This is a genomic window from Howardella ureilytica, from assembly GCF_054657495.1.
Genome location: NZ_BAAHYP010000009.1, coordinates 1 through 24,395, shown reverse-complemented (window position 1 = coordinate 24,395; position 24,395 = coordinate 1). Strand labels below are relative to the sequence as shown.

19 protein-coding genes and 2 tRNA genes are annotated in these 24,395 nt (G+C 40.9%); 15 read left to right on the top strand and 6 right to left on the bottom strand.

From position 1 onward, the window contains the following. Positions 1–3: 3 nt before the first annotated feature. The 6 genes from ACYQ1N_RS05310 to ACYQ1N_RS05285 all read left to right on the top strand — a co-directional run bounded on the left by ACYQ1N_RS05310 (position 4) and on the right by ACYQ1N_RS05285 (position 8,217). Complete coding sequence (locus tag ACYQ1N_RS05310; protein ID WP_459833645.1) at positions 4–771, top strand: NUDIX domain-containing protein; 768 nt, start codon at positions 4–6, stop codon at positions 769–771. A gap of 87 nt (positions 772–858) precedes the next feature. After that, positions 859–2,154 (top strand): UDP-N-acetylglucosamine 1-carboxyvinyltransferase, encoded by a 1,296-nt coding sequence (murA, locus tag ACYQ1N_RS05305; RefSeq protein ID WP_459833642.1) that lies wholly within the window; start codon positions 859–861, stop codon positions 2,152–2,154. Between the two features lie 71 nt (positions 2,155–2,225). Next, entirely contained in the window at positions 2,226–3,764 is a 1,539-nt protein-coding gene (locus ACYQ1N_RS05300; RefSeq protein ID WP_459833639.1) for a HAMP domain-containing sensor histidine kinase, read from the top strand. A 235-nt stretch (positions 3,765–3,999) separates the two neighbouring features. Next, complete coding sequence (locus tag ACYQ1N_RS05295) at positions 4,000–4,689, top strand: response regulator transcription factor (RefSeq protein WP_459833637.1); 690 nt, start codon at positions 4,000–4,002, stop codon at positions 4,687–4,689. Positions 4,690–4,907: 218 nt separating this feature from the next. Then, the gene (locus ACYQ1N_RS05290; protein WP_459833635.1) at positions 4,908–5,624 is read left to right on the top strand and encodes a nucleoside/nucleotide kinase family protein; all 717 of its coding nucleotides are present in this window, start codon (positions 4,908–4,910) and stop codon (positions 5,622–5,624) included. 220 nt (positions 5,625–5,844) lie between these two features. Further along, entirely contained in the window at positions 5,845–8,217 is a 2,373-nt protein-coding gene (locus ACYQ1N_RS05285) for a SpaA isopeptide-forming pilin-related protein (RefSeq protein WP_459833633.1), read from the top strand. A gap of 254 nt (positions 8,218–8,471) precedes the next feature. Here the strand turns inward: ACYQ1N_RS05285 and ACYQ1N_RS05280 are convergent, their stop codons facing one another. Further along, positions 8,472–8,636, bottom strand: a complete 165-nt coding sequence (locus tag ACYQ1N_RS05280) for a hypothetical protein (protein ID WP_459833630.1) — start codon at positions 8,634–8,636, stop codon at positions 8,472–8,474. A 209-nt stretch (positions 8,637–8,845) separates the two neighbouring features. Here ACYQ1N_RS05280 and ACYQ1N_RS05275 point away from each other — a divergent pair, with 209 nt between their 5' ends. The 4 genes from ACYQ1N_RS05275 to ACYQ1N_RS05260 are packed head-to-tail and all read left to right on the top strand — an operon-like array spanning position 8,846 to position 12,256. After that, a complete protein-coding gene (locus tag ACYQ1N_RS05275) occupies positions 8,846–9,712 on the top strand; it encodes a tRNA 2-thiocytidine biosynthesis TtcA family protein (protein ID WP_459833626.1) in 867 nt (288 codons plus the stop codon). A gap of 11 nt (positions 9,713–9,723) precedes the next feature. Then, entirely contained in the window at positions 9,724–10,638 is a 915-nt protein-coding gene (locus tag ACYQ1N_RS05270; RefSeq protein ID WP_459833623.1) for a LysR family transcriptional regulator, read from the top strand. 2 nt (positions 10,639–10,640) lie between these two features. Beyond that, positions 10,641–11,738 (top strand): NYN domain-containing protein, encoded by a 1,098-nt coding sequence (locus ACYQ1N_RS05265; RefSeq protein WP_459833621.1) that lies wholly within the window; start codon positions 10,641–10,643, stop codon positions 11,736–11,738. Positions 11,739–11,776: 38 nt separating this feature from the next. Beyond that, positions 11,777–12,256, top strand: a complete 480-nt coding sequence (locus ACYQ1N_RS05260) for an S-ribosylhomocysteine lyase (RefSeq protein ID WP_459833618.1) — start codon at positions 11,777–11,779, stop codon at positions 12,254–12,256. 256 nt (positions 12,257–12,512) lie between these two features. Here ACYQ1N_RS05260 and ACYQ1N_RS05255 read toward each other — a convergent pair whose 3' ends face one another. The 3 genes from ACYQ1N_RS05255 to ACYQ1N_RS05245 are packed head-to-tail and all read right to left on the bottom strand — an operon-like array spanning position 12,513 to position 14,748. Further along, on the bottom strand, positions 12,513–13,319 hold the full coding sequence (locus ACYQ1N_RS05255; RefSeq protein WP_459833616.1) for a class B sortase: 807 nt from the start codon (positions 13,317–13,319) through the stop codon (positions 12,513–12,515). A gap of 14 nt (positions 13,320–13,333) precedes the next feature. Then, on the bottom strand, positions 13,334–14,197 hold the full coding sequence (gene fba, locus ACYQ1N_RS05250; RefSeq protein WP_459833613.1) for a class II fructose-1,6-bisphosphate aldolase: 864 nt from the start codon (positions 14,195–14,197) through the stop codon (positions 13,334–13,336). 29 nt (positions 14,198–14,226) lie between these two features. After that, positions 14,227–14,748 (bottom strand): peptidylprolyl isomerase, encoded by a 522-nt coding sequence (locus tag ACYQ1N_RS05245; protein WP_459833610.1) that lies wholly within the window; start codon positions 14,746–14,748, stop codon positions 14,227–14,229. A gap of 254 nt (positions 14,749–15,002) precedes the next feature. On the opposite strand from ACYQ1N_RS05245, the gene eno reads away from it, so the two are divergent. Together eno and ACYQ1N_RS05235 are read left to right on the top strand one after the other, a co-directional pair. Continuing rightward, complete coding sequence (gene eno / locus ACYQ1N_RS05240) at positions 15,003–16,301, top strand: phosphopyruvate hydratase (protein WP_459833608.1); 1,299 nt, start codon at positions 15,003–15,005, stop codon at positions 16,299–16,301. A gap of 243 nt (positions 16,302–16,544) precedes the next feature. Continuing rightward, positions 16,545–21,902 (top strand): InlB B-repeat-containing protein, encoded by a 5,358-nt coding sequence (locus tag ACYQ1N_RS05235; RefSeq protein WP_459833606.1) that lies wholly within the window; start codon positions 16,545–16,547, stop codon positions 21,900–21,902. A gap of 132 nt (positions 21,903–22,034) precedes the next feature. Here ACYQ1N_RS05235 and ACYQ1N_RS05230 read toward each other — a convergent pair. Further along, a tRNA-Ser gene (locus tag ACYQ1N_RS05230) sits at positions 22,035–22,122 on the bottom strand. A gap of 53 nt (positions 22,123–22,175) precedes the next feature. Continuing rightward, positions 22,176–22,247: transfer RNA gene (locus ACYQ1N_RS05225), tRNA-Gln, on the bottom strand. Between the two features lie 382 nt (positions 22,248–22,629). On the opposite strand from ACYQ1N_RS05225, the gene ACYQ1N_RS05220 reads away from it, so the two are divergent. The 3 genes from ACYQ1N_RS05220 (at position 22,630) to ACYQ1N_RS05210 (ending at position 24,391) form a co-directional block, all read left to right on the top strand. After that, positions 22,630–23,457, top strand: a complete 828-nt coding sequence (locus tag ACYQ1N_RS05220) for a CvfB family protein (RefSeq protein WP_459833603.1) — start codon at positions 22,630–22,632, stop codon at positions 23,455–23,457. 2 nt (positions 23,458–23,459) lie between these two features. Further along, on the top strand, positions 23,460–23,834 hold the full coding sequence (locus tag ACYQ1N_RS05215; protein ID WP_459833600.1) for a RidA family protein: 375 nt from the start codon (positions 23,460–23,462) through the stop codon (positions 23,832–23,834). A gap of 131 nt (positions 23,835–23,965) precedes the next feature. Further along, positions 23,966–24,391, top strand: coding sequence for a hypothetical protein (locus tag ACYQ1N_RS05210; protein ID WP_459833597.1), 426 nt, complete (start codon positions 23,966–23,968; stop codon positions 24,389–24,391). The last annotated feature ends 4 nt before the right edge of the window (positions 24,392–24,395 follow it).

Below are 24,395 nucleotides of genomic sequence, written 5' to 3'. Positions count from 1 at the left end.
ATTATGTATATTTCCGAAAAAGACATGGATAAATATCAGGGCATGGGAGAAAGAAATAAAAAGGGAAAAACTCTGAAGGAATTTCTTGAAGAATACAATCCGAATAAATACCCTAATCCCAGCGTTACCGTGGATATGGCGATATTTGCCGTTGAGTCTCTCGATTCATTCGACGCAGATTCAATGAGAAAGTTTATGAGTGACGTCAGATTCGGTAAAGATACCGACAAGGAGCTTAAAATACTTCTCATAAAAAGAGGGGATCATCCGTACATGGGATGGTGGGCAACGCCGGGAGGCTTTGTCGGATATAAGGAAGAAATAGAAGCGGCGGCATACAGAGAGCTGAAAGAGGAAACGGGATGCTCTGACGCGCTGCTTACGGAAGTATGTGTTTGCGGCGACGTATACAGAGATCCGAGAACAAGAGTGATAAGTACGTTATATACGGGAATCCTGGATTCCGGAGAAATCGAATACGAAGCCGGAGACGACGCGGCGGATGCTCTTTTATTTACGGTAAAAGTAAGGGAGTGCATCGGTACGGAGAAAAAAGAGAATAACGGTGAAACGGAAAAAATATATAAGAGATATTTATTGTCTCTGGAAAATGAAGAAAACGGCATAAAATTGAGCGCCGGTGTCGGCTCAACCACACAAAGGGACCGTTTTTTTGAAAAAACAGAATACAAAGTGGAGGAAAAGAACGGAATAAGTGCAGATCACGGAGCGTTAATAATGTATGCGCTTGACAGATTTACGCGTTTATGAAGTTGAAACGCCATTATGATAGTGTTATACTTTACAAGATTATGAGAAATAAGCACGGAAAGTGTGCTAAGAGGGGAATGTAGTTAGATGAGCAGTTATATAATAAAGGGCAAGGTGCCTCTGAGAGGCAAGGTACATATAAGCGGCGCCAAAAACGCCGTACTCGGAATACTCGCTGCGGCAACCATGGCGGATGAAACCGTAACGGTTGAGAATGTTCCGGATGTTAACGATGCCAATGTGGTTTTGGAAGCTTTATCGGCCATAGGTGCTAAAGTAAAGCACACGGCGGCCCATACGGTGGATATTGACGGGAGCACCATATCTAATTACACGGTTGATTATGAAAGTATAAGAAGAATAAGGGCGTCATACTATCTTATAGGCGCTTTGCTCGGTAAGTATAAGGAAGCAAAAGTGGCGCTTCCCGGGGGATGTGATATAGGAAGCAGACCCATAGACCTTCACATTAAAGGGTTCAAAGCTCTCGGGGCGGATGTTGAGCTGCTTCCGGGCGGATTTATATATGTTAAGGCAGAAAAGCTTACGGGAGCCAACATATTTTTCGATACGGTTTCCGTCGGAGCGACGATTAATCTTATGCTTGCATCATGCATGGCCGAAGGAGAAACCATCCTTGAGAATGCGGCAAAAGAGCCTCATATAGTTGATGTCGCAAACTTCCTTAACGCAATGGGAGCGAATATTAAGGGCGCTGGCACTGATATAATAAGAATAAAGGGAGTGGAAAAGCTTCACGGTACATCATATTCAATAATTCCCGATCAGATTGAAGCTGGGACGTTTATGATTGCGGCTGCCGTAACCGGCGGAGACGTGACGGTGTGTGATGTTATCCCTAAGCACCTGGAATCCATATCGGCCAAGCTTATTGAAATGGGTTGTATTGTTGAAGAAGGCGACGAAACTGTCAGAGTTATCGCCAATGACAGATTAAAGGCAACCAATATCAAAACTCTTCCATATCCGGGATTTCCTACGGATATGCAGCCTCAAATGGCTGTGGCGCTGTCTCTTGCAACGGGGTCAAGTATTGTCACAGAAAGTGTATTTGAAAACAGATTCAGATATATAGACGAATTGGCAAAACTCGGAGGCAAGGCAAAGGTTGACGGAGGTACGGCGTACATAGAAGGTGTCGACGGATTTTCGGGAGCCAAGCTTATTGCTCCGGATTTAAGAGCGGGGGCTGCGCTTGTTCTTGCCGCACTTGCGGCGGAGGGGATATCGGAAGTCGAAGATATCGTATACATTAAGCGCGGTTATGAAGACTTTGCAGGTAAACTCAGAGGTATCGGCGCATTAATAGAAGAAGTTAATTCTGAAAGAGATGCTCAGAAGTTTAGATTAAAAGTTGGATAATTCCGAAAGCCCGTCGACAAGACGGGCTTTTTTGAAAATAACCGCACACGCACACGAGAGGAGGTCAACGGATGAAGCTCAGAACGAAAGTCATGATAGCGTTTCTGATTATGACTTTGATGCCTGTTTTACTGTTTTGGCTGGTATTTCAGGTTACGACAAAATATCAGATGAGAACAATCAGAGAAACATACGGTCTGCCGGACGATTATCAGTTGAGATATTTGGACATTTACTCTCCCGTCACGATTCTCGGACAGGTAAGCGAACAGTCATATACGGACATAAGCCGTGTGGCAAAGAAAGATCCGGAAAAGTTTCTGGACAGGTCATATTTGGATGGACTCAATTATGCGCTCTCATCTAAAGCATCTTCAATCGTGGTTACATTTAACGGGAAAGTGACATACAACTCGTCGGGATATGAACTTGATGAAATAAAAGAACTTGTTCCTCAGAGTACAGTAATATCAAATCTCGGAAACGCAGGCGTATATAAGGCTCAAAAATACCAATGTCTTATAAGGGCCGTGGAATATGTTACGCCGGAAGGAGAAGGAACTGTTTACATATTGACTTCCATGAATGAAGTTATACCGGAATTGAGAAACTTTATAATAGAAATAATTATCATAATAATAGAGATTCTTATTTTTACGGCGGTCATATTATATTTTTGGATTAACATATCCTTTGTTAAGCCTGTTTCCAAGCTGAAGCTCGCAACCAAGAACATAAAAGAGGGCAACCTGGATTTTAAAATAGATACGGGAGCAAAGGATGAGATGGGTGACCTGTGCCGCGGATTCGAGGCCATGAGAGTACAGCTGAAGGAATCAAAAGAGGAACGGGAGAGATATGATAAGGAGGAGAAAGAACTTATCAGAAACATTTCCCATGACTTAAAGACGCCTCTTACATCCATAAAAGGATATATAGAGGGACTGATAGACGGTGTGGCATCAACCGATGAAAAGAGGATGAAGTATTATCATACCATTAAGAACAAGGCGGAGGACATGGATAGGCTCATAGAGCAGCTTACGCTGTTTTCAAGACTGGATAACAACAGAATTCCGTATGAATTCAGAAGAATAAACGTAATCAAGTATTTTAATGACTGCATAAGCGAGATTAAGATGGATCTGGAAGCTCAGGGCATAACTCTTAATTACAAGACCAACTGTAAAGAAGATATGGAGGTTATGGCAGATCCGATTCAGCTTAAGAGAGTAATAAATAATCTTATAAGCAATTCCGTCAAATATAAATCCAACGAAAGGCCTTGTGTAATAGGTATTTCCGTATTTGATGAGGGAGATTATCTTCACATTGAAGAGAGTGATAACGGAAAGGGAATTGCAGAGAAGGATCTTTCGAGAATATTTGACAGATTTTACAGAACGGATGAATCCAGAACGAGTCCTCAGTCAGGTTCCGGCATAGGACTCGCCATTGTAAAGAAGATTATAGAGGACCACAACGGAAGAATATGGGTTGAGAGTATTGAGAATCAGGGTACAACATTCCATATTAATCTTCTGAGATACAAAGAGGGAGAGCAGCTTACACTGCCTGACAACCAAAGAAAATCCAAAAAAAGAAAATAAAACATTAACAGGGTTTATTTTTATAAAGCATCTATAAATTATATTAACATTTATAATAAAAAGCATATTTTTATCAATTTGTGTTATATAATTATCATATTGTTTTAGAAAATATAATTGGAGTTCATATTAATAAAATACGCATTTTATTATACGTTTAACCGGTTCGACATAACTGTATCGGCTGTCGGAGAATAAGGTGCGGATTTTATAAAAGACTCGGAGAGGGGACTGAATGAGTAAAGTATTAATTGTGGAAGATGAAGATGCAATCGCTGAGATTGAAAGAGATTATCTTGAACTTTCGGGCTTCGATGTAACATTGGCCTCTGACGGAAAAGAAGGGCTTGATATTGCCCTTAAGGAAGATTTTGATATTATAATTCTCGATATAATGCTCCCGGGAATGGACGGATTTGATATTTGTAAAGAAATCCGTAAGGAAAAGGATATTCCTATAATAATGGTATCCGCCAAAAAAGAGGATATTGACAAGATAAGAGGGCTTGGAATCGGAGCGGACGATTATATGACAAAGCCGTTCAGTCCGAGCGAACTCGTTGCGAGAGTAAAGACTCATCTTGCAAGATATGAAAGACTTCTTACCAATAATAAACCTGAAAATGAGATTATTGAGATAAGAGGAATAAAGATAGACAAGACCGCCCGCAGGGTATTTGTAAACGGGGAAGAGAAGAGCTTTACAACGAAAGAGTTTGATTTACTTACATTCCTTGCGGAACATCCAAATCATGTATACACAAAGGAAGAATTATTCAGAGAAATCTGGGATATGGATTCCATAGGTGACATAGCAACGGTTACGGTTCATATTAAAAAAATCCGTGAGAAGATTGAAGCGGATACGTCCAATCCTCAATATATAGAAACAATATGGGGAGTGGGATACAGGTTTAAAGGCTGATAACCGATTTATACCGCGTCGTAATTGTTACTTCAAACGTCATATAATGATATTTGAAGTAAGGGTTACGGCGCTTTTTTGTGATTAAAGCCTTAAGTTCGGCAATTTGAAAATATGCAAATGAGAGAATGAATATATGGTATTCTTATATAAATTATTTGCGGATTAAAACCGCACAAAAGATCAATGACAAATATTTTTAAAGAAACGGGAAAATTATGATATTTTATTTGCTTGGAAAGAGCGGATCCGGCAAGGACACAATATTAAAAGAGCTGTTGAAGGATGAAGAATTGTCGCTTCGTCCGTTTACGCTTTATACAACAAGACCCATACGTCCCGGAGAGAAAAACGGAAGGGAATATAATTTTATAACGGAAGAAGAAGCAAAGGAGCTTGAAAGGTCGAAGCGGCTTATAGAAATGCGTGTTTATAATACCGTATACGGTCCATGGAAATATATGTCGTATGACAACATAAGCATAACCGACGGAGATGAATACAGAGAAAAAATATTGCCGGAATGCAATTACATTACCATAGGAACATTGGAATCATATATTAAATATGCAGATTACTACGGCAATGAAAACGTAATACCTGTTTATATAAGCGCAGATCGGGACATACGAAGAGAGAGAGCGTGTTTAAGACTTATAAAAAGACAGGATACATCGGATGAGAGTGCCAGTAAACAGGTACATGAATACGGCGCCGATATTTCCGAAGACGGTACTTTCAAGACCCTGTCAAAATCCGAACTTGATGAGATAGACAGAAGACTTAAGGCGGATGAGGCGGATTTCAGCGACGATAATTTGAAAAAATGCGGCATAGACATGTCCTTTGACAATTCCGGAAAGCTTGAAGATTGCGTGAATAAAATAAAAGAGCACATAACAGATATATTGAGGACTAAAGAAATAAAACCCTGAGGAAATGCGAAAAGTGCCGGAAATATTTAAGACGGCAAAGTTGTACAATATAAAAAATATATTAATGAAAGCAGAAACACATAATAAAAATTTTATTTCTGTATATAATCGGTTAATTGTATAGTTAATCTTTTCGAAAAAGTAGTAAAATAAAATTAAATATTTTTGTTAATAATTAATGATCAATATAGCTTACTAAAGTTAAAGAAGGGATTAGACTATGGGAAGAAAATTTAATAAGAAATTTTTAGCCGTTTTTGCCGCGGGAGCAATTTCAGTTACCGCAGGAGTTGCACCTTTACTTTCAAATGCAGCTAACGTAATGGCGGAGACCAATATCATTGTGAATCCTCTCGGTGAGAATGATTCCGCAAATGACGGAACTCCGAGAGTTGTATATGATCCTTCCGTTACAAGCGGCATGACAGGTAAAAGCGATGCCGATATCATTGCGGAATATAATCCGAGCGATCAGGCTTCAGTTACTCAGACTCAGGCAGATTTGCTTGACAGAAAGAGTAGCACCGGCAGCGTGGAAGTAAGACAGGGCACTAAGGGAGATGTTTTTGAACTCTTTCAGGTTGCACAGGCCATAGACAGATCTCAGGAAGTAACAAAAGTTGAGCCTGCCGGCGGAGAGTATGGGACAAACAGAGATACAACTTTATACAGCGTTGATAAGACAAAACCTCTGGGCGGTGAAGTTAATATCCGTCCTACGGATCACTTCGCGCGTTTCCTGTCCACGGATACATACAATAGGGAATCTCAATATATTTCAAACTGGGATCAATACAGAAACTTTGAAAGCACCACATCATGGACGGATGGCTCAGGTGCATCCCACAACTATACGGACGAACAGAAGAAGCAGATTATCAAGGACCTCATGTATGATTACAGCAACTACATTGCCGTAATGGAAAAAGCAGGCAAGCTTACAAGAATTTGGCCTACAAATGTCGAAGTCGGAAAGGCATATGACGCTGCAACGGGAGCCCTTGTTGAAAGCAGTACGGTTGCGAATACGGTTGCAGACATAAACACGTCGACAAAGATTGACAACCTCCCTATGGGTCAGTATATTCTCGTAGGTTTTTATAATCCTACACTTGCGGAGACACAGACTAATACCGGATTTGCATATCAGGTTATGACCGTGACCTTCGCTCCGCTTCCGGGCGCAACATCATCGCCTGTAGGATTAAATGACAATAAAACGCCGCGTACCGTACAGGTTGATTATACCGGTAAGAGATCTTATGTAAGAAATAAGATTGTCATGAGTAAGAAATCGCCTGTTACGGTTCAGAAGATTGCCAATAATGTTACGACCAACGGAACTTCGTCCATAGCCAACGATAATACTGTTCAAATAGGCGATACGGTTCGTTATACGGTTGCCGGCGTTATTCCGGATCTTCCGGATAAGGCCGAGTATCATGCATATATGTTTGACGATACCCTTCCTGAGGGAATCTCACTTAATAAAACAGAAGACGGCAGCAAGTATGACGTATCCATGTACGGAACAAGAGATCTGTCAAAACTTACGGATAGTAATGCGTCAGTAAAGCTTACAAACGGAATAGATTTATCGGGAGAAGCTGACAAGGCTGCAGCCATACAGCAGCACATTACGGCAAAAGACTGCGATTTTGTATATTACTACGATGAGACTACACGTAAGCTTCATGCAGAGACAATAGAGTCGGATACTCAGACATATGCCGATACGGAAATGTATGCATTTGTACTTCAATACAATACAACCGTCAACGGCAACATAAAGAGACTTGACAGAGCTGCTGAAGCAGCGGGAGTAACAACGGATAATTCCAACCTTAATACGGTTGTATACAGCTATCCTAAGAATGCGTTGAAGAGAGCAGACGGTTTCAATACGGTTACAACGACGGAAAATGTATACAGCTACGGACTGGAGCTTCATAAGGTAGACGCCGAAAATAAAGATGCGGGCATAAAGGATGTTGAATTTAAGTTATATTCCAAGCTTGACGATGCAAGCACTGCTGATGTAAATGAAGAGACGCCGCTGTATTTTGTGGAGAAGGTTAAAGGTCAGGCGGGAGCATATAGGGTTGCCAACAAGACTGACGAGGGAGCGCTTGATCATGTTACGACGGGTGCCGACGGATATATTCGTATTGACGGACTCGGAACGGCTTCATACTATGTAAGAGAGACTCGTGTTCCTGCCGAATACAGACAGGATCTTACGGATCATCAGTTTACACTTGTGGATGCATCAGGCAAAGATGCCGATAAGGTAAAGAACATTACATATAACGGCGGACTTGATGCAACACAGGGTTCTCAATCGGACGGCATCCTTGACGATACCACAACTACCGTAAGCCAGGTAGGTAACTTTGACAGAATAGCTCTTGATAAGTCCGTATTACACTTAAGAATTACGAATGTTAAGACCACTACCACCAACCTTCCTTTCACCGGGGGTATCGGTTCTTATGTATTCATAATCGTAGGTCTCGGAGTAATGGCCGGAGCTGTGGTTGCGTTCTTTGTAATCAAGAGAAAGAAAGACAGTGACGAAAGCACTGAAGGATAACACTTAATGTGGATAATGTAACCGGTTTGTATAAAATATTATAAAATACAAACTAATTTCCTGAATTGTATAGTGATATATAAATAAAAGAACTTATAATCAAAATTAAGTCAACAGGCAATATGAGAATATTTTCATATTGTTTTGTGGATTATCCCCCATGAGCGAAGCGGCTGTTTATCGGTCGTCAGCTGAAAAAGACCGTAAGGAGATGTTAAACATTTCCTTACGGTCTTTTTATGTAAAAATATATATCAAATTACGGAAGTTGCAATCAGAATTATTAAAATAATCAACACTATGACAAATACCGGAGCGCCGAACAGTATGCCGAGTATTTTGAAGGGAAGTGTAACAAAGAAAAGGAGTATTCTGAATGCAATCCAGAGAAGTGCAATTGTAATTAAAGCAATAAGCATTTAAGACCTCCTTATATTAATACGGCGTTATAAATAACATATTATATCAATTATACAATTCATATTACGGTAATAGGTTATTATAGTTTAATATTCTATAATAACCTATTGTTATAAGTATAAACTATATTATATAATGCGAATATTAAGTTACGGAAAACAATCGGAATTACATTTCCGACGGCTTTTCCACAGAGAGGATAATATAAATGAAGACCATTGAGGAAATAGAATTAAGTTTAAGAAAGAAGTTTCACAAGAAGATATTTTCTAAGTTTGCAAAAGCTCTCAATACATATGAGATGCTTAAAGAGGGAGATAAGGTTGCCGTATGCATATCCGGCGGCAAAGATTCATTTCTCCTTGCAAAATGCTTTCAGGAATTAAAACGACATAATAAATTTCCGTTTGAAGTCATATTTTTGACAATGGATCCCGGATATAATGAAGCAAACCGAAAAAAGATAGAAGAAAATGCCGAAAACCTGGGAATTCCCCTTCAGATATTCGATTCGGAAATATATGATACGGTTTTTAACATAGAGCAGTCCCCGTGTTACTTATGCGCAAGAATGAGAAGAGGACATCTGTATGCAAAGGCCAAGGAACTGGGGTGCAACAAGATAGCGCTGGGACACCATTATGATGACGTTATAGAAACGACCATGATGGGTCTGTTGTACGGCTCCCAGATACAGACCATGATGCCTAAGCTCCACAGTGCAAACTTTGACGGAATGGAACTGATAAGACCATTCTATCTTGTCAGGGAAGAGGATATTATGCATTGGCGAGATTATAATGAACTTACCTTTTTAAATTGCGCATGCAGATTTACGGAAGCATGCTCAAGCGTTAAAAGGCAGAGTGATTTTGATTTAAACAGTACCATGGGTGAAATTGCCGATACATCCAAGAGAGCCGAAGTAAAGAAGCTTATAAAAGCCATGAAGGTTATTAATCCTTATGTTGACGGCAATATTTTCAGAAGCATGGAAAATGTAAATATTGATACGGTTGTAGCCTATAAAAAGGACGGAGTTTATCACTCCTTTTTAGATGATTATGACAGATAAGGACAGGGAAGATGACATTACAGCAATTAAGATATGTTGCGGCTGTTGCCGACAACAAATCCATAAATAAGGCCGCCGCGTCTTTGTTTATAACGCAGCCCAGTCTTTCGGGAGCCATTAAAGAACTTGAAAATGAAATCGGTATACAGATATTTATACGATCAAGCAGAGGAATCATACTTACCGCGGAAGGAGAAGAGTTTCTCGGATATGCAAGGCAGATGCTTGAATACAATAAGCTGATTGAAGACAGGTATATAGAGAAGAAGCAGTTAAGAAAAAAATTCAGCGTATCTACACAGCATTATTCGTTTGCGGTTGAAGCATTTATGCATATTGTCAGAAATTTCGGAATGGATGAATATGAATTTGCCATAAGAGAGACAAAGACATATGAAGTAATAGAAGACGTAAAAATGCTAAAGAGCGAAATAGGCGTCATTTATATGAATGATTTTAACAGGGATGTTCTGGGTAAGATTTTAAGAAGGGAAAGTATTGAATTCATACCTCTGTTTGACTGTTCCATATATGCATATATTTCAGCGGACCATCCTCTTGCGGGGAGGGCAGAAGTAAGCCTTGATGACCTGGCGGATTATCCGTGTCTGTCTTTTGAACAGGGTAACCAGAATTCATTTTATTTTGCCGAAGAAGTTCTCAGTACTCTAGATTACAGACAGATCATTAAAGCCAACGACAGGGCAACCATGTTAAACTTAATGCAGGGACTCCACGGATATACTTTGTGTTCGGGAATAATATGTAACGAACTTAACGGAGACGGTTATACCGCCGTGCCGTTTAAGACGGATGAAATAATGACCATAGGGTATATCAAGCGTGCGGATGTGCCTCTTAACGAGCTTGGCAAAATGTATGTTGATGAATTGGGTACATATAAAGACAGGGTTTATAAGGCGTGATTATGAATGATAAGAAATATGCCGTACTCATAGACGGAGACAATGTATCCTCCGAATATATGAGTACCATTCAAAGAGAAATAATAAGTAAGTACGGAGCTCCCACATATAAGAGGGTATACGGTGACTGGACATCCCCGAGATTTAAGGGATGGAGGGAGACCATAACACAATTTCCCCTTGTTCCGATTCAGCAGTTTAATAATTCAAAAGGAAAAAATGCAACGGATATTACTTTGATAATTGACGCCATGGATATTTTGTATACGGGAAACGTAGACGGTTTTTGCATAGTGTCGAATGACGGAGACTTTACAAAGCTTGCAACAAGACTTAAGGAATCCGGCAAAGAAGTTATAGGAATGGGACTCAGCACAGCTCAGGAATTATTTAAAAGAACATGTACAAGATTCGTAAATCTTGAAGTTGCAAAAAAGAATAATGAAAACATTCCGGAACTTGACGATGAAGGCGAAAATTCCGACGACACGGTTCATGGCACGGAAGAAATGTCGGGAAGGTCCGAAACCGGCGGCGGAATGACCGATAATCTGTCGGATAAGGCTGTATCCTATAACGGAGAAGCAAAGTCCGGCGGGAACAATGACGGCGACTCCGACCGGGCGGAAGAAGTTTTGAAAAAATCGGAAACACTGCCTAAAGAGAAGATTATTAAAGCTATAATCGGAATAATCATAGAAAATGATAATCAGGGAAGGAATACATATCTCGGAGAGGTGGGAAGCAAGCTTGTAATGTTATACCCGGACTTTGATGTGAGAAATTACGGATATTCAAAGCTTGCAACCATGATAGAAGAGACAAATGTATTGGAATTGATTAAGGACAATACGGAATATAGTGTTAAAATTAAGAAAGACGAATATCTTGAGGCCAGTATCAACAACTCAATCATTAAGTTTGTGAGAGAATACGGTTCTGAGAATGTGGATCTGTCTGAGATAGGTAAGAAGATACGGGAAATTTATCCCGACTTTAACGTTAAGCGATTCGGATATGCCACGTTGAGAAAGTATCTTTCGAACATCAGGGAGCTGGAAGTGTCGGAAGACGGCAAAAGCGTAAGGATTGCCCGCTGAGACACCTCGTTTATTAATGGAACACATGGGAGGTAAATATGGAAAAAATAGCAAGTTTTACGGTAAATCATTTGGATTTGCTTCCGGGAATATATGTATCAAGGAAGGATTATATAGGCGACAACGTAATAACGACATTTGATTTAAGAGTAATAAGACCTAATGTTGAACCGCCGATGGATACTGCGGGAATTCATACCGTGGAGCATATTTTCGCAACATTTTTAAGAAATCATAAGGAGTGGGCAGATAAGACCGTATATTTCGGCCCCATGGGATGCAGAACCGGATTTTATGTAATATTTTCGGGAGACCTTGAATCCGCCGATATTGTAGATGTAATAAGAGAGGGTGCCGAATATATCATTAATTTTAATGAGGAAATTCCGGGATGTTCTCCGAGGGACTGCGGCAACTACCTTGATAACAATCTTGAATGGGCTAAATGCTACATGAGAAAGTATATGAAGGAAGTTCTTGAGAATCCGAAGCCTGAAAATCTTGTATATCCGGATTGAAAAATAATGGATTATAAACATCGTACATAAAAACGATAATATAAAACAATAAAAAGAAGAATGTCACTTTGCTTAACGTAATCTTTCGCCGAAGCGGTATCGAAACCGGGCGAAAAATCCGTTAAAACACGGACATTCTTCTTTTTATATTAATTTATGATATTTTCTAAGCTTACGTGAGCGAATTATCCGTAAGGATGAAGTCTCGCATATGATTAATTTAATCATAAACGTATCAATCTTATGCGGCTGTGATTTATTGAATCGTAACAGTACCGCCGCTTACTGGAGTTTCGCTTACCAATGCTCCCTGTATCACGAAGCGCTCGTTATAATCGGTTTCTTCACAGCTTGAAAGAGTTACAATCTGTGTCGTATTCGATATGTCGACGCCTGTATCGTATATGCTTTCGCTCTGCCAGCGTTTGGCATATTCCAACATATAAGGCACGCTTGAAAAATTAAATGTATATACATCACTGTCCGGAGGAGTGTTGTGTACACTGAATATCTTATATGTCTTTATTGAATTCTCCGTATAGATATAGAAGGTATCATTATTGCCGCTTCTGTAGAAATCGGCGCTTTTATATTCTTTGTGAGAACCGAACATGGAACCGTTTTTCATATAATGCCCGTAAAGCAGTATGTGACTTGCATCCATGCCGTCTTTTATTCCGGCTTCCTCAAAAACGGTGCCTCCGATACTGGAACTTCCGTCAAATGCATGGTGAAGATAATAATCGTTATCTCTGCCGCTTACTATCGGAAGCTTGGAATCCAGGGACGGAATATAAAGAAGTCCCAAAGTATCCGAATTAATGTTTTTTGCGGCATTAAAATCAAATGTAAATGATTCTGAGCCTTCGTTTTTGCCGTCGGAATCATTTTCGTCGCCGTTGGATTTAATTATGTTATCCACGACCTGATTGTTGACGTCATCGATGTGTTTGTATTCGAGATTGGATTTAACGATCATAAATACGGAAAACGCCGCAACCGCAATACATGCAATTATGATAATCGTAAATATTATATTGCTTTTCTTTTTTGATTTAGCCATTAAAAATCCCTTGATTAAGCTTTGTTATCCGAACCAAAGAGTCTGATCTTTTCACATACCTTTTCAACTATGGCTTCGCATCCCGGCTTAAGGAGCTTTCTCGGATCGAATCCCTTGCCCTCTAAGTCCTTTCCTGCTTCGATGTAACCGCGAACACCCTCGGCAAATGCTATCTGGCATTCCGTATTTACGTTTATTTTCGCAACTCCGAGAGAGATTGCTTTCTTTATCATATCTTCGGGAATGCCCGTGCCCCCGTGAAGAACGAGAGGAAGTGTGCCTGTCTTGGCCTTAACGCTTTCAAGAACATCAAAGCGAAGTCCCGGCCAGTTGGCAGGATATTTGCCGTGAATGTTGCCGATGCCGGCCGCAAGCATATCAACTCCGAGAGATGCAATGGAGGCGCATTCTTCGGGATCGGCGCATTCGCCCATACCTACAACTCCGTCCTCTTCTCCGCCGATGGCGCCGACTTCGGCTTCAAGGCTCATGCCCTTTTCGGCACAGATGCGAACAAGCTCTTTTGTTTTTTCAACATTTTCCTCAATGGAGTATGATGAACCGTCGAACATGATTGAAGAGAAGCCCGCATCTATACATGCGAGGCAGCCCTCATATGTTCCGTGGTCAAGGTGGAGAGCAACAGGTACTGTTATACCCATGTCATCAACCATGGCGTCAACCATTCTCGCAACTGTCTTAAATCCCGTCATGTACTTGGCAGCGCCTTCGGATACTCCGAGGATAACAGGGGATTTCATCTGCTCTGCGGCCTGTAAGATGGATTTGGTCCACTCTAAGTTGTTGATATTGAAGTGGCCTATGGCATATTTGCCCTCAACAGCCTTGTTCATCATCTCTTTTGCATTTGATAACATAGCAATATTCCTTTCTTGGCAAGCTTCAATTACATTTTTTCAGGTTCCGGATATTCTTCGCCGAATGTTTCAACGGTAACTTCTTCCATAACCTGGTCTTCTCTCGGCTTATCCATTGGATTCGTAGAAACTTCCGCAATTTTGTCAAGTACGTCTTCACCTTCGATAAGCCTGCCGAATGCGGCATACTTTCCGTCAAGGAAAGGCTGATCCTTATGCATAATGAAGAACTGAGAACCTGCTGAGTTGTATGAAGAAGATCTTGCCATGGAAAGCACTCCTCTTTCATGCTTGAGATCGTTCATTACGTTGTTGTCCGTGAATTCACCCTTGATTGAATATCCCGGACCGCCGGTTCCGTTGCCCTTAGGACATCCGCCCTGAATCATAAAGTCTTTAATAACTCTGTGGAATGTAAGACCGTTGTAAAAGCCTTTGTTGATAAGGCTGATGAAGTTGTTAACGGCGATCGGAGCCTTGTCCGGATAAAGTTCCAGCTTCATAACTCCTCCGTCAGCCATTTTAATTGTAACTATAGGATTCTTTGCCATAATAAAATCTCCTTAAAATATATTCGGACGTACAGTCCGTAATGCAAATTTATTCGCATAATCGTTCTTATTATAGCATTATTTTTATGCAATGTGTGTTTAAGGCAGGTATATAATAGTAAAAATATTATTAAGATATTGAAAACATATGTGAACTGAATTATCATTAAACAATAGTTTTGTAAAACAATGTTTTCGGTATTCGGAATTATGTTCGGATACGGTGTTTATGTTAAATTAAGGAGATATTTATCATGTTTGACCAGCTTGAGATTGTAAATGTCATAGGCAGAGAGATTATAGATTCAAGAGGTAATCCTACGGTAGAGGCAGAGGTTATCCTTGCGGACGGAACAGTGGGCAGAGGAGCTTCTCCGAGCGGTGCTTCCACAGGTGAGTTTGAGGCACTTGAACTCAGAGACAAGGATCCGGCCAGATATCTCGGCAAGGGTGTTCTTAAGGCTGTTGAAAATGTTAATACCGTTATTGCGGACGCTCTTATAGGAATGGATGCATCGGATACATATGCCGTAGACAAGGTAATGATTGATCTTGACGGAACAAAGGATAAATCCAACCTGGGAGCCAATGCAATTCTCGCCGTTTCCATTGCTGCAGCAAGAGCGGCTTCAATTTCACTGGGTATCCCTCTTTATAAGTTCCTCGGCGGATCAAACGGCAACAGACTTCCGGTTCCTATGATGAACATTTTAAACGGAGGAGCTCATGCGGCCAATACGGTGGACGTTCAGGAGTTTATGATTATGCCCGTAGGCGCCGAAAGCTTCAGAGAAGGTCTCAGATGGTGCTGCGAAGTATATCACAAACTCGGTTCGCTTATTAAGGCGAGAGGCCTTTCGACATCAGTAGGCGATGAGGGAGGTTTCGCTCCTGACATGAACAGTGACGAAGAGACGATTGAGCTTATTTTGGAAGCCGTTAAGGAATCCGGCTTTGAACCTTATAAGGATTTCGTTATTGCACTTGATGCGGCATCAAGCGAATGGAAGACAGGCAAGGTGGGAGAATATAAGCTCCCTAAGTCCGGAAAGACATTCACATCCGCCGAGCTTGTTGAGCATTGGGCAAGTCTCTGCGACAAATACCCTATCTATTCAATCGAGGACGGTCTTGATGAAGAAGATTGGGAAGGCTGGAAGATTTATACCGAAAAACTCGGAGGAAAGGTACAGCTCGTAGGCGACGACTTATTTGTTACCAATACCGAGAGACTTGCAAAGGGTATTGAACTCGGATGCGGAAACTCAATTCTTATTAAGCCTAACCAGATCGGAAGTGTTTCAGAGACTCTTGAAGCAATAAAAATGGCTCATGCCAACGGTTATACGGCAATTTCATCACACCGTTCCGGTGAAACAGCCGATACAACCATTGCCGACCTGGCGGTAGCTCTTAATACATGTCAGATAAAGACGGGAGCTCCGGCAAGAGGAGAGAGAACTGCTAAGTATAATCAGCTTCTTCGCATTGAGGAAGAACTGGGAGATGCAGCCGTTTATCCGGGAATCAAAGCATTTAACATAAAGAGATAATAAGGAATTATATGTGTTTCGTAATAATGTAAGTCTTTAAAGTTAATATGCCGTTTATCGGCTTTAAAAAGGAATTGTTCACAACTGCGGACAATTCCTTTTTTTGTACTAAATCCGCTTGAAAACAAACATATAAGTAACGCGAAAAAAAAACGACAATATATAATATATATGTAAAAAATATATGTAAAAAATTCAAAATTATAAAACAGACTTATAAAGATTTGTTTTGGGAGGATTTATATGAGTAAGCGAAAGCTTTTAAAAAACAGAGTATTACTCAGCTTTGTTGCAATAGGTTTAACGGCAGGGACCGGAGCGGGAGTGATTGCTCAGGCCATGCCTTATACGGTGACATATGCGCAGGATATTCCCGTGCCTGCGAAAGGTGCGGCAGCGGCAGTTCTCGGAAGACTTGCTCCTATAGCTGTTACATTTATAGGCAAGAATGTTATTGAGGCACTCAAAGAATCATCGGATACAAGTGACGGAACGATGTCGGGAATTATTTCATTTGCGGAGATGATGTTATATAACAATCAGGGATATACCAACAGAAGTCTCGTTAAAATGTGCAATCAGATTCTCAATACCGTAAGCGCCATAAGAAGCGATATATCAAAGAATCAGGCAAAGACAACCGCGGCACTCAGTAAGATAAGCCAGCAGATATCACAGCAGAATATAAATGACGACAGAAAGCAGCTTAATAATTTCTATGATAAGTACAACGATCTGCTTAAAAAATACGAAAATCTTACGGATAAGGCAAAAGTAAGCGGAGAAGCTGCCGAAAGCGGAAGAGAGCTTACCCAGCAGGAAAAAAATGACCTGGAAGACGCATATAAAGAAGTTAACGACTTCTATAAAAGTCTTACAATATCAAATGCTGACGGCAACACCACATTGTCATTTAATTTTACAAACGATCTTTTGGAGGTTTTGAATGTTGTAAGCGCATTTTCGCCTTCTCAGGAGCTTTCGTTGGATTTGAATGACAGAACCGGATGGGGTAATAAACGAAGCGGAACACAGACATATCTTGACCATATGTATGAGCTTGTCGGTAATGCATCAGCATTCGAACATACCGCATATGAGACCATGTCTTCGGCCATGAACGAAACAGCATCCATATTTTCCATATATCTTATGGCTTACAGATATTACGTGGAATATAAAGTTCAGCTGCTTAACAGCGATCCTTCTTATACGGAACAAAACAGAGATGCCGAGATACGCAAAAGCTGGAATGAGTATTATGAAGCTCAGAGACGAGTAATAAGAGCCATAGATCAAATGGTTGCCGAATATGATACCGTAATGTCCGGCTGGATGAATCCTTACGATTCGGTACAGAATATGAAAATGGATTATAAATCCGGCGATCATCACTATGCATACAAAGAATTTGAATTCCCGGGCTCTGATGTGGTTGACAAACAAGCTAATATGTATGCAAATCATACAAGTCAATTTATGAAAATGTATGTTGTGAAGCCTCTCAACAATAAAGAGACTTCATATGCCATAAACACCTGGGACAGCGGCAATAATATTGTCGCAAAAGATATAACATACGATTCGGGCAAAGATTTTATCGGAAGCAGATGTTATGCTCTTAATCAGGACTATTACAATTTAAAGCAGACAAGCGGAGAAGATGCCGGATATTCGACCATCACACAAAGTACGGATCTTTCAGACCTTGTGTCGACTTCGGCATACGACAAGTATCAAAATAACATTGTGGAGTACCTTAAGTCTTCAATCACGGATGGGGAAGCGGGAAGCGTAACCCTGCCGAGTGTGGAATCAAAGGGCTACAGCACGGATGATAAAGTTAAAAGAACGGGTGCATTTGCGCTCCTTTACAACAGGAATTCCTGGACAGGTGCAAGTATGGATCTGTCATTGTTTAATATTTCCATATCATATGACGTAAACAACAAGAAAAACAGCGAAATAGGGATGTCTGCCGGAGACATATACCAGGGAAAATATTCCGCGACGGAAAGTCAGCCTTTATATGTGTTTATGAAATCCGATGCGGCAAAGAGAACAATATCGGAGAATACGGAGAACGGAAAGACACAGATTTTCAGCGTGGAGAAGAGCACTGCTCCCGTATCGAATGTAAATGTTACGGAGACAGTGACACCTGTCGCTTCCGGATCTTCCGTAGCATCCGGTAAAGCCATGAGACTTGTTGTTACTCCGGACAGCGGAAAAGTTCTTGACAGCATAGAAATGTATGATGCTGACGGCAACCTGCTTCATTCATTGGTGGAAGACAGAGAACATGCGGATTTGCTTGTAAGGGAGAGCGACGGCTCATACGTGGTTGATTTCTCCTCTCCTTATCAAAATGTGACATTTAAGGTTGTGTGTTCCGATGACGAAACGCCTTCGGGAACAGTTAATCTTGTTCCGCAGGAAGACGGAGATATTCAGTTTGTGTCTCATAACGCTATACGTCAAAAAGACTACAATGCGGGAGATACGGTTGAATTCAGCGTAAGACCTTACAGCGGTAAACTCGTAAAAAGTGTATTGGTAAGGGATGAATCGGGACATGACATAGCCGTAAATTTATCAAACGAAATTCCTTATATGCCTAATGAGCAGACATATACATTCGTTATGCCTAAGGGAAACGTAACTGTTGCGGCAACGTTTGACAACGGCAATACGGTTACATTTGCAAATTCAGCCAACGGACATCTGGAAACGGATATGAATGTGGTGTACAGCAAGTGGACACAATATTCGGTCACATATAAAAAAGATGATGTGGTTTCATTGAAGGCGGTGCCTGAAGAGGGATACTACGTAAGCAATATAACGGCAAGAACGGTAAACGGAGCGGCTCCGGTGAAGATGACAACCGTAAACGACGACGGAGTAACATTTACCATGCCGAACGATTCGGTGGAGGTAACGGCGGAATTTTCAAAGAGTACGGAACCTAATGTATATCTTGAAAATAACAGATACGGCGTAATAAGCTTTGAAGACGCCGACGGCAACACGGCTAACAGCAACAGAAAGCCGTATAAAAAGGGAGAAACCGTTACTCTTAACGTAAATGCGGACGACAAGTGGAAAAATCTTATCGGATTTGATGTCTACATGTATGACGGAAGCAAAGTTGATTACAATTACGATAAGAATACTAATAAGTTGACATTTACCATGCCTGACGGAAAGGTCAACGTAAGAAATAATTTCTTCGGCGGAGAAGGTACTGCGGAGAGCCCTTATATCATATCCAAAAGCGAAGATTTGCTTAACTTTGAACTGTTTTGCGAAAAGAACGAATCAGCTTTAAACGGAATTAACTTTAAGATAACAGGAGACATAGACGCAGCATATATACAGCACAGATATACAAGCCCGGTCTTCGGAGGTATATTGGACGGCGGCGGTCATAAAATAAGTAATTTGAGCAATTCTTTGGTAAGTACTTTGACTGCTTCCGGAACCGTTAAAAATATCATTCTTGAGAACAGCAATGTTGCGAAAAGCGAATATTCGGGAGCCGCGGCAGATATCAACAACGGTACGATAGATAAAGTTATGGCTCTTACTCCTTCCGTAAGCGGCACATCTTCCTCAAGCGGTCTTGTTGTACCGGACGGAGTTCTTCCCGGTCCGTCAACCGGACAGGGAACCGTGGGAGGACTTGTAGGTAAGAATAACGGAACAATCAAAAATTCCGCCGTAAGATACGGTACATTTGCGGATTATTCCGCTATGGGAGGTCTTGCGGGCGAACAGACAGCCGACGGCTCGATAAAAGATTCTTATGCGGTATCGGAAACCGCAGGTGAAGATGCGGTGGTCGGACACGGAGCTTCCGAAGGCGTTGTTAACAATGTATTCTATTGCAAAGACACGATTAAGGACGGAACGACATCAAAGGTCGGAACGGCAGTGCCGATGTCTGATATGTCCCGTGGATATGTTGCATTTGAACTGAATCACGGAGTAACAGACGGAACTCAGACATGGTATCAGAATATTGACAGGGGAACGCCTCAGCAATTTCCTGAGTACAGCGGCAATACCGTATACGGAAACGGCGTATATTACAATAATTACAGTGCGGACGGATTTGACGAGAACGGCAATTATACGGCCGCAATCAAAAATCAGGACGGAACATATGAGATATACAATGCGGGACAACTGTTCTGGTTTGCGTCTCTTGTAAACGGCGACACATCTCATGCTTCGTTTGACGGACAGGATACGGGTGCCAAGGCTGTCTTAAAGACGGATATTGATTTGGGCGGAAGAGAGTGGACTCCTATCGGAAAGAACGGAACGGACTACAGAGGTATATTCGACGGCAACGGACATACAATAAGTAACATGTCAATAAAGACAGCCGATACATATCTCGGACTGTTCGGTCATACCGTAGGTGCCGATATTAAAAATGTTACCGTAGGAGGAAAGATAGCAACTTCGTTTGATTTGACGGATCACTATGTGGGAGGCGTTGTCGGATATTGCGAGGGAGGCAATATATTCAATGTCGTATCCGAAACGGATATGGACCTTACTCAGAATGACGGTACGAAATATTTATATGTCGGCGGTATCGCAGGTCAGGCAAGAACGGTAAAAACCATAGATAAATCCGCCAACAAGGGAAATATTAAATTAACGGTTAAGAGTAAATCGGCGAGCAAGACAAAAGATTACATGGTTCAGGCCGGAGGTATTGCCGGTTCATATTTCGATTATGATATAACAGGCAATAAATATGCGGGAAGTTCCGTAACGGATGTTGCAAATTACGGAAATATCACAAGTGAAGCGACGTCTTCCGCCGTAACGGATGTCGGAGGAATTTTCGGTTCATGCCGTTTCGATACTTCGGATGCTCATCTTAAAGGCGCCGTTAATACAGGCACTCTTAAAGGAACTCTTAAGCAGGGAAATGTGCAAAATTCACCGTATGTCGGAGGAATTATCGGCAATTTAACCGTTAAGGACAGCAACAATAAGACGCCTGTAAGCGAAGCATATTGGCTCGCAGGAAGTGCAAATACCAATAAAGGAATAGGTCACGGAAGCGGCAGTACTACGGAAGTTTCAGCAGAGCAAATGGCGTCCGGAGATATAGCGTGGAAACTCAATACATACAGTGAAACCGTTGAGAACAGAAGGGTATGGTCTCAGGAGGGAAGTTATCCGGTATTGTCGGATGAAGCCCATACTCCGATATACAGAGTGAAATACAGTTATTACAGACCTAACGGAGAAACGGAGGATATTTCCTCAAACTATGTAAAGGGAGGAGAATTATTAAAACTTGCTTCCGCTCCGGAGTACAGGAAAAAAGCGTTTATAGGTTGGCTTAACGAAAAAGGCATACTTATAAATGACAATGAAGTTGTCAACAGCGACAGGAACCTGTATGCGGCATATAAAGATTATAAAAACCTGAGCTCTTCATCATCGGGAGTAAATACGGGAGACAGGACTCAATCACCGGTTATGTGGATTATTGCGGGCGCAGGCGCCGCAGCTGCTGCTTTGATGTCCGTATTCATAAGAAGAAAGAAAACTTCCGAATCGGAAAAATAAGCTTACTAAAAAAGCAATCTGATTATTATCAGAGCATATATAATAAAATATAAAAATAAAAAGTCATTGACGGCGAATGAATCATCTGTTAGTTCCAGAAGAATCATAAGCCGTCAATGACTTTTTTAACAGCGGAGATGGAGGGATTTGAACCCCCGCACGCCTTTCGACGCCTATCGGATTTCGAATCCGAACCCTTCAGCCTCTTGGGTACATCTCCGTAAAAGAAATAATTTAAAATACAAAACCACAGCTTTAGCTGTGGTTTAGAAACTGGGCTTGAGGGATTCGAACCCCCGAATGCTGGAATCAGAATCCAGTGCCTTACCGCTTGGCGAAAGCCCAATATAAAATATTGTCCGTTAGCAACAAAAGGAATTATATAATAAGATAGAGCTAAATGCAATACTTAATTTTTATATTTTAAAATATAAAAATCTCAATTTTTTAATTATTAAATAAATACAAATAAACATAAAAACAATGTATTTAGAAAGATATTAATATATAATGATTAAAGTGTCAAAAGTGCCTTTTGCCACTTTAATCATATATTACTTATATATGGACTTTGCTCATATGTAACAGAGTGATAGAATATATGTCGCATTAATGCGATAATATGCGGCCGGTATTATGCCCATATGTTTTGTGCCGATGCGGTGAGTTCGTACACGGCTCGGCATCTGTTCATATTATAATCAGGCCGTCAAATAAAGGATTTAAAATGATAGAGTTATGTAAAAGACAAATACTGCCTGCGTTCAAGAAAATGGAGCAGGGACTGTATGTGGGAAACGAAGCGGATAAGGTTCTTCTGCCGAACAAGGAAGTTCCGGATGGCGTTGCAGCGGGGGATCTTCTGGATGTGTATATTTATCTTGATTCAAAAGACAGATATACCGCAACCCTTAAGTCGCCCAAGATAGAATTGGACAGTGTTGCGATGCTTCGGGTAACGGATGTGACGGATATCGGGGCGTTTCTTGATTGGGGATTGGACAAGGATTTGTTTCTTCCCTTTAAAGAGCAGATATACAAAGTTAAAAAAGGCGACATTATTCCGGTTATGCTTTATCTTGATAAGTCATATCGTCCCGCCGCAACAATGTATGTCTATAACAATTTAAAGACAGGCGGAGGATATGTGAAGGATTCCGCGGTTTCGGGAACGGTAATAAGGATTAATCCGGATATCGGAGTGTATGTCGCTGTGGATGATAAGTATTACGGAATGATACCCGCAAGGGAGGTCGGAAGTGATATAAAGTTAGGAGACAAAATACACGGAAGAGTTGCATTTGTAAGAGATGACGGCAAGTATATGATATCACTCAGACAGAAAGCGTATATTCAGATAGACGCAGATTCGGCTAAAATTCTTGATATATTGAAGGAATCCGGATCGGTGCCTTACGGCGATAAATCAGATGCAAATGATATAAAAAGAGTGTTTAACATGAGCAAGGGAGCATTTAAAAGAGCCATAGGTCACCTGTATAAAAACGGGGTGATAGAGCTTGAACCCGAAAAAATTAAATTAAAAGAGGTATGATTATGCAGAGAGTAATTAAGACAGACAGAGCACCCGGGGCAATAGGACCTTATTCACAGGCGATTGAAGTAAACGGAATGTTATATACATCGGGAGTTATTCCGGTTGATCCCGCCACTGGAGAAATCGGTAACTCCATTGAACAGCAGGCGGAGCAGGCGTTTACCAATATTTGTAATCTGGTTGAAGACGCAGGCTCTTCGGTTGATAAGATTATTAAGACAACCGTATTTATCAAAAACATGGATGATTTCGGCAAGATAAACGATATCTACATGAAGCATTTTAAGGAGCCGTTTCCTGCCCGTTCATGTGTTGAAGTCGCAAGATTACCGAAGGATGTTTTATTGGAGATAGAGTGTATTGCCGTGATGTAATGCGGTTTTATTCACATTGAAATATTTTCTTAACATTTTTTTAACATATTAAAAAGCGTATTTTGCTTTATTTTATTTTTATTATGCTTTAGAATATAACGGGTCGTTGTATTTTTCGAGGAATGTAAGTTATGTTATCTAAGTATTTACTGCAGACAACGTTGGAAACGGCTAAAAGAATCAATAATATTGATTCTGCCGTTTTAGAGGCCGGAGGAATAGTATCGGCAAATACTTTCATGCCCGAAAAGGATATTTTATCGAAAGCGACGGAAGAATTCAGCAATCTCACATCGGATAAGTCATGTTATTCCGATGGATATCTGAAGATATATCTCATAGAGTCTCCAAACGGTTTTAAAAGGGCTCTTTTAATCATAGGGGAAGTTCCCGATAATCTTTGTATTACGCTTTTGGAACAGATTAAACAATTCTGCGAATTATACGAATGTACCGACGGCAGAGATACCTTTGTGAAGCGGCTGTTAAAAAGAGAGCTTCCGAATAGGGATATTTCTTCGGAGTGTGCAAAAAATATTAGACCGACATCGGTCTAACGTG